This window comes from Kitasatospora sp. NPDC059973, from assembly GCF_042737525.1.
In the GTDB taxonomy this organism is placed as follows: Bacteria; Actinomycetota; Actinomycetes; order Streptomycetales; family Streptomycetaceae; genus Kitasatospora.
The window spans coordinates 1-13537 of the sequence record NZ_JBHWUI010000197.1; the positions used below are offsets into that span (position 1 = coordinate 1).

General features: G+C 76.9%; 9 protein-coding genes. 4 read left to right on the forward strand and 5 right to left on the reverse strand.

What is annotated here, in order from left to right; translation table 11 throughout:
- Positions 1-51: 51 nt before the first annotated feature.
- A complete protein-coding gene (locus tag ACFWA9_RS34185) occupies positions 52-1473 on the reverse strand; it encodes a condensation domain-containing protein (protein ID WP_380392567.1) in 1422 nt (473 codons plus the stop codon).
- A gap of 176 nt (positions 1474-1649) precedes the next feature.
- Positions 1650-2459 carry a class I SAM-dependent methyltransferase gene (locus ACFWA9_RS34190; protein WP_380392570.1) on the reverse strand — a complete coding sequence of 270 codons (810 nt, stop codon included), beginning with the start codon at positions 2457-2459 and terminating at the stop codon, positions 1650-1652.
- A gap of 255 nt (positions 2460-2714) precedes the next feature.
- Between ACFWA9_RS34190 and ACFWA9_RS34195 the strand changes: the two genes are divergently transcribed.
- Together ACFWA9_RS34195 and ACFWA9_RS34200 are read left to right on the forward strand one after the other, a co-directional pair.
- Positions 2715-3266, forward strand: a complete 552-nt coding sequence (locus tag ACFWA9_RS34195) for a DinB family protein (RefSeq protein ID WP_380392573.1) — start codon at positions 2715-2717, stop codon at positions 3264-3266.
- A gap of 228 nt (positions 3267-3494) precedes the next feature.
- Positions 3495-3878 carry a hypothetical protein gene (locus ACFWA9_RS34200; protein WP_380392576.1) on the forward strand — a complete coding sequence of 128 codons (384 nt, stop codon included), beginning with the start codon at positions 3495-3497 and terminating at the stop codon, positions 3876-3878.
- A gap of 74 nt (positions 3879-3952) precedes the next feature.
- Here the strand turns inward: ACFWA9_RS34200 and ACFWA9_RS34205 are convergent, their stop codons facing one another.
- Together ACFWA9_RS34205 and ACFWA9_RS34210 are read right to left on the reverse strand one after the other, a co-directional pair.
- Positions 3953-6985, reverse strand: coding sequence for a BTAD domain-containing putative transcriptional regulator (locus ACFWA9_RS34205; protein WP_380392578.1), 3033 nt, complete (start codon positions 6983-6985; stop codon positions 3953-3955).
- A gap of 645 nt (positions 6986-7630) precedes the next feature.
- Positions 7631-8740, reverse strand: coding sequence for a hypothetical protein (locus ACFWA9_RS34210; protein ID WP_380392581.1), 1110 nt, complete (start codon positions 8738-8740; stop codon positions 7631-7633).
- 218 nt (positions 8741-8958) lie between these two features.
- Here ACFWA9_RS34210 and ACFWA9_RS34215 point away from each other — a divergent pair, with 218 nt between their 5' ends.
- Entirely contained in the window at positions 8959-9747 is a 789-nt protein-coding gene (locus ACFWA9_RS34215; RefSeq protein ID WP_380392584.1) for a hypothetical protein, read from the forward strand.
- Positions 9748-9985: 238 nt separating this feature from the next.
- On the forward strand, positions 9986-11383 hold the full coding sequence (locus tag ACFWA9_RS34220) for a hypothetical protein (RefSeq protein ID WP_380392587.1): 1398 nt from the start codon (positions 9986-9988) through the stop codon (positions 11381-11383).
- Positions 11384-11498: 115 nt separating this feature from the next.
- On the opposite strand, the gene ACFWA9_RS34225 is transcribed toward ACFWA9_RS34220, so the two are convergent.
- Positions 11499-13463, reverse strand: coding sequence for an acyl-CoA dehydrogenase (locus ACFWA9_RS34225; RefSeq protein ID WP_380392588.1), 1965 nt, complete (start codon positions 13461-13463; stop codon positions 11499-11501).
- Between the last annotated feature and the right edge of the window lie 74 nt (positions 13464-13537).

Genomic DNA, 13537 nt, shown 5'->3' on the forward strand with positions numbered 1-13537 from the left:
GACCGGTGGAGCGGTCGGCCGGGCCCCCGCGCGCGGCGGCGGCGCGGGTGGTCAGGAGGCGGGCACGGCCAGGGCCGGGGCCAGCGCCCGGGCCTCGCTGAGGATCAGAGCCTCGACGCCGTAGAGGAACCGCTCCATCGCCGGGCGGGGGAGCACCGAGCTGTCCGCCGTCATCGCGAGCTGGAGGGCGCCCGGGGTCTGGAGCGCGTCCAGGGCGTAGGAGAGGCCGGGGCGCGGCGGGAACTCGACCGGCCAGGTGAGGGTGGTGCCGGCGTCGGCCGCCCCTGCTCCGGGGTCGGGGTCGGGGCCGGGCCCGGGGTCGAGCTCGGACTCGGTGTCGGGCTCGGCGAGCATCGACGGGAGCAGGTCGCGGGTGTCGTTGAAGACGCAGGAGCGGTCGGCGAGCGGGCCGTGCTCGGCGGTCAGCCGGGCGATCTCCTCGTCCAGCAGGCGCTTGTTGTAGTAGGCGTGCCGGTAGGTGGCGATCGAGGCGGCATGGGTGCGGCGGACGGCGTCGCCGAACTCGCGGTCCGCGTCCGGCAGATGGAACAGGCCGTCGCCGGCCACCGGGCTCACCGCGGAGGCCAGCCCGGGCAGGAACCGGTTGTTGACGATCACCTGGAGCACCGCGTCCGGAGAGCCGGAGAGCCGCGCGGTCATCACCGCCACCGCGGCGAGCAGCACCGAGGAAGTGCTCGCCCGGTGGCCGGCCGCGACCGTGTCGACCGCCCGGAGCAGCGCCGGGGAGCTGAGCACGGCGTTCGGGAAGGGCTCCGGCGCGTCGGTCGCGGCGGGCGGGAAGAGCCGCGGCGGGCCCAACCGTAGCTTGCGCACCACATGGGCGCGGGCGTTCACATCGCGCCGCAGACCGCGCGCGGAGGTCTGGAACTCCGCCTCCTCGAGCGGCTGCTGGGCGCCGCGGAGGGTGCTGATGGCTTCCACCGAGGCGCCCTGCGCCAGCTCGCTGAGGTCCAGCACCAGCAGGCCCATGCCCGCGCCGTCCAGCGCCGTGTGGGAGAGGACGAGCGCCATGTGCCGGACCAGCCCGGCCGTCTCGACCAGGCCGACGCGTATCGGCCACTGCGCGGTGCAGTCGAAGGGCAGCGCCGCCAACTCCTCGTGCAGGGCGGCGCCGACCGCGGCGAGGTCGGCCGCGTCGCCGTCGCACCGGCGGGTGTGCACGGTCAGCCGGCCGGCCGGGTCGACGATCTGCCGCAGCCGCCCCCGGTCGTCCTCGACGAGCCGGGTGCGCAGCGAGTCGTGCAGCTGGAGCAGGCCCTCCAGGGCGCCCAGCACGGCCGCCACCGGCAGGCCCGGGTCCAGCGGGGCGGAGGCCGTGATGTTGTAGCGCGGCGCGTCGGCCGGAGCCAGCCGGCCCACGGCGTCCCAGATGGCCTGCTGGCCCCAGGTGGCCGGTCCCGTGCCGGATCTGCCGGACGAGAAGTCGATCTCCAGTTGCTGACTCGTGGTCACCGTGTGCTCTCCGATGTGCGGTGGTGGAAGCGGCGCGGTGCGGCTGCGTCGCCTCCTCGGCATGGGGCGGTCGGTGCGGTGGGAGCGCGTGTGTTGCCAAGGGAAGAGTGTGGCGCACCGTCATGGTCACGTCGAGCCTCGGATTTCGGCCGGGGGCGCCGCCCGGTGCGGTGCGGTCAGACGCGGGTGGCGGTGACGAGGTGGTAGTCGAGCAGGCCGCTCTGCCAGGCGGCGAGGAAGTTGCGGGTCCAGTGGCCGGGCGGCACGGTGTCCTTCAGGTAGCGGTCCAGGCCGGGCCAGACGGCGGTGCCGATCGACTCGGCGGTGACGTCGGTGAAGCCGGCGGCGGTGAGGTCGTCGGTGAAGGCGGTGAGCGGGTGGGCGACGTCCAGGCCGTCGGCGAAGCTGCCGAGCAGGATGCTCAGCCGCTCGGCGACCTCCGGGCCGGAGCTGAAGAAGGTCGTCACGGCCAGTCGGCCGCCGGGGCGCAGCACCCGGGCCGACTCGCGGGCGAAGCCGGTCAGTTCACGGAAGTGCTGGGCCGCCTCCACGGAGTAGAGGCCGTCCAGGGCGGAGTCCGGGAAGGGCAGGTCGTCCGCCGCGCCCAGGCTGTAGGCGAGGCGGTCCGGGAACGTCGCCAGCGCGCGGGCGTTGACCGCGCGGGCGCGCTCGACCTGGTCCGGGTGGATGTCGACGCCCGTCACCGCGGCGAAGCGGAACTCGCAGAGCGCGAGGGCCGCGCCGAGGCCCCGGCCGCAGCCCACCTCGGCCAGCCGCAGCCGCTCGGTGGGGGCCGGGAACGTGCGCAGCACCCGGCGGTACAGCTCCTCCTGGCTGCGGATGCGGTCCTCCGGGGTGGGCGCGTCGGTGTCGATGCCGCTCCAGTCGCCGAAGTTGATGAATCCGCCCGCGAAGCTGGGGGCCTGACTCAGGTCGTCGACGCCGTACGTCCGTCGGACGGTCGCGGGAATGCGGTTCTGGTCCATCGCTGCTCGGCTTCCTCGTGAGGCGGGCGCCCGGACCTCGGGCGCGCCGAGGTACGTACCCAAACCGGTCGGCGTCCGAACGCGGACCGTGACGAATGAGGCCTGGGAGGTACGGCGAGTGACGGCGTGTTGACGGGGCCGGGCCCGCGGCGCGGGGCGGACGGGAATATCGGGTGGACAGCGGGGCCGGGATGGGCCTGGGATGGGAGCGGTGCCCGGCCGGGGTGCCCGCACCCACCCGACCGGGAGACCGAGATGACCGAGACGACCGCGACGACCGCGACGACCGCGACCACCGGGACGGCCGACGCACGGGTCGCTCCGCCGCTGACCGGGGGCGAGCGCGAGATGCTGCGCGCCTTCCTGGACTACCACCGGGCGACCCTGGCGATGAAGTGCGAGGGGCTGACCGAGGAGCAGTTGAAGCAGCTGTCGAGCCCGCCGTCCACGCTGAGCCTGCTCGGGCTGGTGCGGCACATGGCCGAGGTGGAGAGGACGTGGTTCCGCCGGGTGATCGGCCGGGAGGACGTCCCGCTCGTCTGGTCCCCGGAGGGCGACTTCCAGGTGGCGTACGACGCGGCCGCCGCCGACCGCGGCGAGGCGTTCGCGGCCTGGACGGCGGAGGTCGAGCACGCCCGGCGGATCGAGCGGGAGGCGGAGTCGCTGGACGTCACGGGCTACATGCCGAAGTGGGGCGCGGACGTGTCGCTGCGACTGGTGATGCTGCACCTGATCCACGAGTACGCCCGGCACAACGGGCACGCCGACTTCCTGCGCGAGGCGATCGACGGAACGGTCGGCGCGTAGCGGCGCTCCCGCCGGGGCGCGCGGAACGACCCGGGCGGGTGACGGGGTGTGTACGGACCACCGCCGCCCGGGCGGGGTGGCCGACGGTCGGTCCGCCACGGCGCCGGGGGCGGGCGAGGTGGTCCCGGCGCAGGTCGCGGACGTAGTTGAACGCTGCACGGGGTGGCAGCCGTTCTCGTGCACATGACGGTGATGATGACCGAGCGAGGCGCTGGCATGCTTGCTGGCATGGTGGAGATGGCGGACGAGCCGGAGATCCGGGAGCTGATCGCCTCCTGGTTGGCCGCGGAGCCCCGGGAGGAGGCGCCGACGGGCGAAGCGGGGTGCGGCCACGGGCTACCGGCGCCGCCGGCCGGCGGCGCGGAGGTCGCGGCGGCGGCCCGACGGCTCGCCCTGCGCGGACTGGACGGCTCACGGCTGCTGCCGGTGCCGGACGGGCTGCGCCTGGTCGCCGAGGCGCTGGTGGTCGACGAGCACCCGTCCGCGCCCGGGTGGGCGCCGCTGGAGCGGGCCGAGGTGGTGGAGTGGGTGGCGATGCTGCTGCACCGGTTCGGCGAGGACGGCGTGCAGGAGCTGATCGCCGAGCTGGCCGGGGACGCCGGGGCGTCCTAGACCCGGGCCGTCCTAGACCGGGCCGTCCTAGACCGGGCCGTCCTAGACCCGGGCCGTCCTAGACCCGGGCCGTCCTAGACCCGGCCCGGCCGGGCGGCGGCCCGGTGGTGGTCGCCGGACCGGCAGGCCCGCCGGACCGTCACCGTGCTCCGGCGCACCCCGGCCTCCGGGTGCCGCGGGGCCCCTCCGCACGGGCTGCCGCGGTCGTGCGGCCGGCTCCGGCAGGCACCGGGCGCGGCCGGTAACGCCCGCCGGGCGGACGGCGCCACGGTGACCGCGCCGGCCAGCGTGGCCAGCCGGCGCTCCAGCTGCCGGGCGACGCCGGCGTCCCCGAGCCGCTCGTACAGGCAGTGCGCGGACCGCAGGTACGAGGCGGCCTCCACCGGACGGTCGGCGTCCAGCAGGAAGTCGGCGTAGTGGCGCTCCGCCACCGCCTCCAGATGGACGGCGCCGGCGGCGCGACAGCGTTCCATGGTCTCCCGCCAGGCCCGTCCGGCCTCGGCCGGGCGGCGGAGCTGCTGGAGCGCGTGCGCCTCGTTGACCATGGCGGACAGGTGGTACGTCGCCTGCGGGTGCTCCGCGAGCAGCGCCCGGGCCTCCCGGGCCCGGCGCAGGGCCTGCCCGGCGTCCCCGGCGAAGCCGTGCAGGGCGGCGGTGTTGCTGAACGCGAAGGGCGCGTGCTCCGCGAGGCCGTGCGCGCCGGCCAGGGCGATCGCCCGCTCGCCCAGCCGGACGGCCTCGGCGTGCTCGCCGCGGGCCGCGCTGGCCACCGCCAGCACGGTGAGGGCGTGCACATGGACGTCGCCCCCTGCGTCCGCGGTGCGGGTGACCGCTCGCAGGGCCAGCCGGTGGGCCTCCTCGGCCCGCCCGAGGCCGCTCAGCGCGCGGGCCGTGGAGGCCTCCATCGAGGCGACGGCGGCCGGATCGCCGGTCAGCACGGCCGACTCCAGCCCCGCGCGCAGGCAGGCCAGCCGGTCCGTCCGGCGGCCGGCGCCGTAGTAGAGGCAGTTGGCCAGGTAGGCCAGCCGCCAGGCGCGCCGGTGGTCGCCGAGGTCGGCCGCCGAGGTGACCAGGCCGCGGATGGTGGGCTCCTCGGCGCGGAACCAGTCCAGCGCGGCGCGCACGTCGGGCAGCCGCGGCCGGGCCGGACCGGGCGGCGGCGGCGGACCGAACGGGTCGAGGCCGGGCTGGAGCAGCCCCGCGCCGTGCGCGGCGGCCGCCAGGAAGTGGTCCACCAGTGCCAGGGTGGCGTCGGCACGCTCCGACGCCGGCCGCTCGTCGAGGAGTTCGGCGCCGTAGAGGCGGATCAGGTCGTGCCGGCGGTAGCGGCCCGGGGTGTCCTCGGTGAGCAGGTGGTGGGCGGCCAGCGAGCCGAGTGCCCGCCGGGCCTCGGCGGTGTCGGTGGCCAGCAGGGCGGCGGCCGCGTGGGCGTCGGTCTCCGGGCCCGGGTGCGCGGCGAGCAGGGCGAGCAGGTGGACGGCGGTGGCCGAGAGCCGGCGGACCGTCAGGCCCAGCGCGCTGCGCACGCTGATCGCGCCCTGGGTGTCCAGGGTCTGCAGGCGGGTGCGCTCGTCGGCGAGTTCGGGCACGAGGTCGGCGATCGCCCAGCCCGGCTGGGCGGCCAGCCGGGCCGCGGCGATCCGCAGCGCGAGCGGCAGGCGGTCGCAGAGCTCGGCGACCTTGGCCGAGGCCTCCGGCTCGGCCCGGACCCGGGCCGGGGTCAGCAGGTGCTCCAGCAGGCCCAGCGCGTCCTCGGCCGGCAGCGCGCCGAGCCGCAGCAGGGCGGCCCCCTCGGTGACCACCACGTCCTCCAGGGAGCTGCGGCTGGTGATCACGGTGGCGCAGTCGGGCCCGGCCGGCAGCAGGTCCGCGAGGTCCTCGGCGTCACCGGCGTTGTCCAGGACGACCAGCAGCCGGCGCCGGCCGGTCAGCGCCCGGTAGAGCGCGGCCCGGGCGTAGCGGTCCTCCGGCAGCTCGCGCTCCTCCACGCCGAGGGCGCGGAGGAACCGGCCCAACACCTCGACCGGGCCGGTGCGGTGGCCCGGGCCGAAGCCGTTCAGGTCGGCGAAGAGCAGGCCGTCGGGGAAGGCGCCGGCCGCGGTGTGCGCCCACTGGACCACGGTCGCGGTCTTTCCCGCGCCGGCCGGCCCGGTCACGACGGCGAGGCTGCCGCCGCCGTGCGGTCCGGCGCACTCGGCGTCCAGCCGGCGCTGCTCGGCCGCGCGGCCGACGAACCGTGCTGCCGCGCGGGGGAGCTGGTTCACGGCCGGGCGGGGGGCCGGCGGGTCGACCGGGTCGACCGGGTCGACCGGGTCGACCGGTACGGGCGGCGAGGTGGGGGCAGCGGGTGCGGCGGGGGTCGGCTCCGGGTCGGCGGTGAGCATGTCGTCCACGGCCGACTGCAGGGCGCGGCCCGGCGCGAGGCCCAGCTCCTCGGCGAGCCGGCGCCGGGTGCGGTGGTAGGCGGTGAGCGCGTCGGCGAAGCGGCCCGCCTGGTGGAGGCAGCGGACCAGCAGGGCGGCCAGCGGCTCGTGGAGGCCGTCGGCCTCGGCGGCGCGGTCGAGGTCGGTGACGGCATCGGCGCCCCGGCCGAGCCGCAGCAGGCGCTCGGCCCAGCACTCCAGTGCGCGGGTGCGGCGCCGGTCGAGCCGGTCGGCGACGGCGTGCCGCAGACCGGTCTCGGGCAGGTTGGCCAGGGCCGTGCCGCCGTGCCAGAGGTCCAGGGCCTCGCGCAGCAGCTTGACGGCGGCTTCGTCGCCCCCAGGGGCGCACTCCCCGGCGGCCAGCGCGGTGAGCCGCTCGAAGAGCAGCGCGTCGACCAGCTCGGCCGGGCCGTCGAGGCGGTAGCCGGGTGCGCGGGTGAGCAGGGTGAAGGGGGAGTCGGCGATCTGCTTGCGCAGCGCGGCGATGTGCCCCTGTACGGCGGCCCGGGCCCGGGCGGGCGGGGCCTCGCCCCAGAGCAGCTCGAAGAGCCGCTCGACCGGGACGGTGCGGCCGAGTTCGAGCGCCAGCAGGGCCAGGACGGCGCACCGCTTGGGGCCGGCCGGCTCGACGGCGCGGCCGTCGGCGGCCCGCAGTTCCACCGGCCCCAGCAGTCGAATGAACACGGATCCCCCCAGGTAGAAGCGGATCGTCTCAGCTTTCCGTCCACATCTCGGCCGCAGTCTAGCCACGCCCGACGAGCGGTCCGGGCCGCCCGGCGGACGGCGGTACGTCGGCGAAGCATCCCGGCCCCGGCCGTCACCGGCGGCTCGAACGGCGCTCCGGCGCCCGGCGTACGACCGCCGTTCGCGAGGGATTCACTGGCGAGCGGTCAGGTGGTTGCGGGCGCCGACGGCCTCCGGGGAGGCCGGGTGGACAGGTCTACCTGACGCGCTCGTGCCGTGTCCACGGCCGGTGGGGCGGGCCGTCGGGCGCCGGCGGGGCCCGGAGGCTCCGGGCTCAGCGGCTGGCCGGGGCCGGGTACGGCGGCCCGAGCGGGCGGCCACGCCGCTGGTGGCGGGGGGTCGCCCGGGCCGGACGCCGGTCGGCAGGGGTCCGGGAGGGGACGGCGGGTGAGTGGCCGGGCATACCAGGTATGCACGTCGGGGCACGGTCTTCTGCCCGAGCGGGCGGGTCTTTCGGGCAGCTCCGGCCGGGAGCGGGCGTTCTGGGGCAGGTGGGAGGGGCAGCCGGCGGCGGCGGGGGCGGTGTCGGTGGGCTCACCGGTCGGCGGGTCGGGGCGGCGAGGTGTGGATCGGCCGCCGGCGGGTTCACCAGCCGGTGGGTCGGCCCGCCCGCCACAGCTCGTCGCCGATCAGCGCGGCCAGCTCGCGGACCGCCCGGCGGGTGCGGTGGCCGAGCCGACCCGGCTCGGACTCCGCGGTAGCGGCGAGGTGCTCGTCGAACGGCACCTCCACCACGCCCCGGCAGCGGGTGCCGAAGTACGCCCGCAGATCCGCCGGGTGGACCGGGCGTCCGGTGCCGCGGACCGCCGAGATCGCGGTGACGGAGCGTTCGGCCAGCTCCCCGTACCCGTGGGCGTGCAGCAGGTCGAGGGCCGCGGTGGCACCGCCCGCGCCGTCCACGCTCGGCGTGGTGACGAGGACCAGCTGGTCGGCCAGGTCGAGCACGCCGCGCATCGGGCCGTCGAGCAGCCCCGCGCCCGCGTCGGTCAGCGTGAGCGGGTACCGCTCGGCGAGCGCCGCCAGGACGGCGCGGTAGTCGCCCTCGTCGAGCGGCCGGCCCGCCGCGGGGTACGCCGGGCCGGCCAGGACGGCCAGCCCGCTCGGGGTCGGGGAGAGGTACGGCCGGGGGTCGACGGCCGCCGGGCCGCCGCCGCGCAGCGCCGCCGCGAGCTCGGTGATGCCCACCCGGGCCGGCGGACCGGCCGGCCGGACCGGCGAGTTCGGGTACGGCGCCCCCGCGTCCACCGCGGCCACCGGCTCGCCGCGTTCGGTGGCGAGCATCGCTCCCAGCGCGCGCACCAGTGAGGTCTTGCCGACGTTGCCGGTGGCGCTGATCACGGCGATCCGGCAACTGCCGTGCAGCGGCGAGCGGATGAGCCGCAGCTGCTCGCGGCCGCGGCGCTCGCCGGTGCGCAGCACGTCCAGCACGCTGCGGCGCTGCTCCGGCAGGGGGCGCGGGGCGGGCGGGGGAGCGAACTGCGGCACGGGCGGGGGCACCATGGGTCGCGGGGGAGCGAACCGCGCTGCGTGCGGCGGGAGCGTGGGCCGCGGCGCGGGGTGCGCGGCGGGCAGCGGTACCGGCGACGCGGTGGCGGGGCAGGGGGCGGGGGCGAGCCGCGGCAGCAGGACGGTGCCGAAGGCGTCGAGCGCCGCCGCCGGTGCGGGGCGGTACGCGGTGTCGGGGCCGGCGGTCATTGGTCTCCTCCTGGCGTGGGCTGCGGTCACACGGTCCACTCCGCTCTACGGATCGCCGACGCGCCGCAGTTCAGCGGCCTGTCCGGGCTTCCCGGCGGCTCCCGGATCCACCTCCGGGCGGTGAACCGGAGGCCGCCGTGCCGCCGTAGACGACAGGGGGGCCGTGCGGCCGCCGGCCCAGGGCGACACGTCCTGCGGGACCCGTAAGGAGATCAGTGATGAAGCACGTTCGAGCGGCCCTGGTGACCGGAAGCGCCGTCGCGGCCCTCGCCGCCGCGGGTTCGGGGACGGCGATGGCCTGGCAGCCGGCCGACGCCTCGCTGAGCGTCGGTTGCCGCACCGACGCGGCCCACGTCGAGCTGGTCCTGGGCAACAACTACCGCGCCGCCGGGGAGTACACGCTGACCCGGGTCGGCAGCGACGAGAAGTACCACGGCACGGTGGCCGCCCACGGGTCGGTGAAGGTCACCGTCGGCTACACCGGCCAGGGGGACACCTGGCGCTACCGCCTGGCCGACACCCAGGTGGAGAAGCGGATCGCGGACGTGCCGCTCTGCGTCACGCCGACGCCGACCACCACGCCCACGCCCACGCCGACGGCCACGCCGACCACCCCCGCCCCGACCACCCCGGCGCCCAGCACGACCCCGAGCCGCACGCCCACGCCCACGCCGACGGGCTCGGCGACGCCGACCCCGAGCCGGACGCCCAGCGGGTCGGCGAGCCCGACGCCCAGCGGGACGCCGAGCCGGCCCGTCACGCCGCCGCCCAGCACCAAGCCGTCCGACCGTCCGACGTCCACGGCGTCCCAGTCGTCCTCGCCCGCCGCCTCCCCGAGCCCCTCGGCCTCGCCGTCCGTCACGGCGGTGCCCGTCGGTACGGACCTCGCGCACACCGGTGGCGGCGGCGGTTCGGCGCTGATCGCGGGCGTGGGCGGCGGTGCCCTGCTGCTCGGCGGCGGTGTCCTGGTCGCGGCCCGGCTCCAGCACCGCCGACGCACCGCCTGACACCGCCGACGCACCGCCTGAGGGCTCGTCGGCCGCGGCGGCCCTGAACCCCCGGGCGTCGCGGTCGCGCCCCGGTGAAGCCGCGGACGTCCGGTGCTGTTGTCCGGTGGGCCTCCGGTCTCGTCCGGTGGACGTGCGAGGGCCCGGTCTCGTCCGGTGAACCACCGGCGTCCGGCGAGCCGTCGAGCGAGGTGCGGGGTCGGCCGGTCCCGCACCCACCGACCTGGGGAGGACACCCGTGCTGCGGATGGACGGAGCATGGCGGATCACGGTGATCGGCAAGGACGCCGCCTTCGACCAGCGGGCGGTGGTGCGCACCCCGTACGGCGCGGTGGTGCTGCCGGGCCGGGTGGGGGCGTCGCTGGAGGTCCCGGCGCAGGAGTGGGAGCTGCACCTGGAGCACCACGCCCCCGGCCTCGGGTGGCGGCCCAACGTCCGGGTGCTGCCCGGGCCGTGGCAGGCGTCGGACGGCGGCCTGCGGTCCCGGGTGGTGCGGAGCAAGGACGTGGACTGGGTCGACGGCGACCCGACCGAGCGCAACTTCACGCTGCGGCTGGTCTGCCTGGACGCGGCTGCGCCGCTGGAGGAGCCTGCTTTGGCGCCGATCCCGGCGGCGACCCCGGTGGTCCGCACCTCCGCGGACCCCTATCCGGGCACGCCCACGCTCGCGGGGACCGACCGGGTGGGGTACCGGACCGCGAGTGAGGACGGGCGCGGTAGCGGGCAGGGCAGCGAGCGGGGTGACGGGCACGGGGTCGAGCAGGGCCGTGCGCACGGCGCCGGGCCCGGCGCCGGGCAGGAGAGCGTCGGCACGGCGTCGGCCGGGTGGGGGCGCGGTCCGGCGGCTCCTTCCGGGCGGGGTGCGGATCAGGCGGCTGCCGGCGGGGAGCCCGCCGTGGCGTACGACCCGTGGCAGTCGCTCCCGCCCGTGCCGGAAGGCTGGGAGCGCGTCCCGGTTCCGCTGTCCGAGCTCGGTCCCGGGGAGGTCCCCGCGATCCGCCGGAAGAGCGGTCAGGGGCAGGTGCTGGGACAGGCGGCGACCCGGGCCGTGCCGGCCCGTTGGCGGGCGGACGAGAAGGCGTCGGTCGAACCGGTCGCCCTCCAGGAGGTGTTGGCGGGGCGCGAGCCCGTCAGCGGGGTGACCGGTCCGCAGAAGGCGATGCGCAACCTGAGGCCGGGGCAGCCCGCCGAGCGGGCGGTTCCGGTGGAGCGGGCAATGCCTGCCGAGCGGGTGGTGCCTGCTGAGCGGGCGGTTCCGGTGGAGCGGGCGGTGCCGGCGGTGTGGGAGTCGTCGGCGGAGTGGGAGGCGCCCGCGGTGTGGGACGCCGAGGTGGCGGTACCGGTTCGGCCGGGGACGTCCGCCGGGTACGAGGCCGCCCGGGGAGCGGTGTGGCGCGGCGAGGCGGGACGGCCGGCGGCCCAGGAGGCCACCCGGGCGGTGCCCCTCGGGCACGAGGCCGTGCGGGGCGTACCGACCGGGAGCCGGGGCGGGGCGGCCACCACCCCCCGGTGGACGACGCAGGCCGGCCCGGCCGACCACGGCGTGCATGCCGAGCGGGCTGCCGAGGTCTCCGGGCAGGAGGCGGTCGCCGGTGAGGCCGGCACCGGGCGGCCGCGGCCGCCCCGGCCGTGGTGAACTCCGCGCGCGGCTGAGACACGACCGGGAGTGACCGTGGACGGTCCCGCCGATCCGCCGTGGGGGCGGACCGGCGGGACCCGGTGCGGGGGCACCCCGAATGCCTGTCGACTGGTCAGATCGGTTGAACGGCAGGCTCAGTGGCGTTCCAGTGCGCCTCGGGGTGGTCGAAGGCGCGCTGGTAGTCGGGGCCGGCGATCGGGAGGCCGGCGAGGAATTCCTCCGGCAGGTCGAAGGCGTCCACCAACTGTCGGCCCCGGTCCGCCAGTCGGCCGATGACCTGTTCGATCAGGTCGGGGAGCAGTCGCACGTGATGATCCGTCAGGAACCCCTCGCTCAGCAGAGGGCCGCTCTCCGTACTGACCCGGCGCAGCGCGAAGAGCCGGTACAGGTCGAGCAGCAGGCTGCGGGCCCGCGGCTCGGCGGCCTGCTCGGCGAGGGCCAGCAGGGCGGCGCCGGCGGAGCGTTCGGCGTGGGCGGTGACGGCGGCCAGCGCGGCGGGTGAGGCGGTGTTCCAGCGGCGCAGGCCGTCCCCGGACGGCGCCTGCCGCAGCAGGACGCGGGCACGGCTCAGGTGCAGGTGCTCCGCCGCGTGCAGCAGGGACTGGAGCACGGCCGGGTCGTCGGGGCCGCCTTCGGGGACGGCCCCGGGCGGCGCGGACTCGGCCAGCAGGAGCTCGGCGCCGGCCTTGGCCCAGAGCGCGAGGTTGTCGCCCTCGGCGGTGATGGTGCCCTCGATGTCCATGGCGAGCGGGGAGATCCCGTTGACCGGGAGCAGTCCCTGGGCGCCACAGCGTTCACGGCACTCGATGATCAGGTTGCGGGCCTGCCAGGTGGTCCAGCCCTTGGTGACGGCGGCCAGCCGCTCGGCAGCGGCGACCTCGCCCGGGTCGGTGTCGTCCCGGCTGGTCCAGCGCTCGACCGCGGCCCGGTGCAGGGCGGTCATCGCGTAGGTGGTGGCGGCCGCCTCCAGCAGCGGGCCGTGGTGGCTGCGGTGGGCCCAGACCGGGATGCGGCGGTCCGCCCGGGCCCCGGTCACCTCGCGGTGGTGGGCGTAGCGGACGGCCACGGTCAGCACCGCGCGGGCGCAGCCGACCGCCGCCGCGCTCATGCAGAGCTTGCCGGCGGTGACCCGGCCGATGCTGGTGAGGAACCGTTTCCGCCTGCTGCCGAGGGAGCTGGTGAACCCGGCGTCGGGCCCGAGTCGGCCGTGTTCGCCGGTCAGCAGCGCCTCGTGGGGCAGGACGACCTCGTCGAAGGAGGTCAGGCAGTGGTCGACCGGGTTGCCGGGGCGCTGCGGCAGCGGGCGGACGGTGACGCCGGGCAGCGGGCCGACCTCGTCGGTGAGCGGGGTGAGGAAGAGGAAGATCCCGTGGTCCCGGCCGTCGACCAGGAGGCGGGCGGCGACCACGGCGGACTTCGGCCCGCCGGCGGGGCCGGTGTTCGGCATGAACTTCTGCGCACCCGCGTCGGGCGTGTGCAGGGTGAAGGTGCGGTCGGTGCGGTCGTAGACGGCGGTGGTCCGCAGCGCGGTGGCGTCGTTGCCGTGGCCGAGCTCGGTGCAGAGGAAGGTGCCGATCCGTTCCATCGCGAGGTACGGGTCCAACGGCCGCTTCTCGTGCGGGTCGTGGTCGAGCAGGCTGCCGAGGAAGAGGTTGTAGTGGATGCCGGCGACGACGACCAGCGCGCCGTCCAGCGGGCCCAGCCATTCGTGCAGGGCGGCCAGCGCGCGCGGGTCGGTGGCCAGTGCGGTGGCGTCGGTCATCCGGTTGACCTGCCGTAACCGCCGGTAGCTGGCGGCGATCCGGTCCGCGGTGGCGGCGCCGGGGTCGGTCCGCATCCGGGGGTCGGCGAGCAACCGCCGCCAGGGGCCGTGGACCCGCTCGTGGTCGGGGCCGTAGAGCAGCCGGGTGAGCTCGGCGGTGGTGGCAGTGGCAGTGGCAGTGGGGGTGACGGTGACGCTGGTGGTAGCGGTGACGGCGGTGGAAGCGGCGACGGCGGCCGGTGCAGGAGAGTCCGGTGCCCGGGTGGCGCTTCGGTCGTCCGTGGTGACGGTGCGACTGCCGGGAATGGTTGTCATGCGGTGATGAATGGGCGAACAGGGTCCGGGGAAACGGCTTTGTGATCAAGATCACCGAAAGCGGCCGGCCCCCC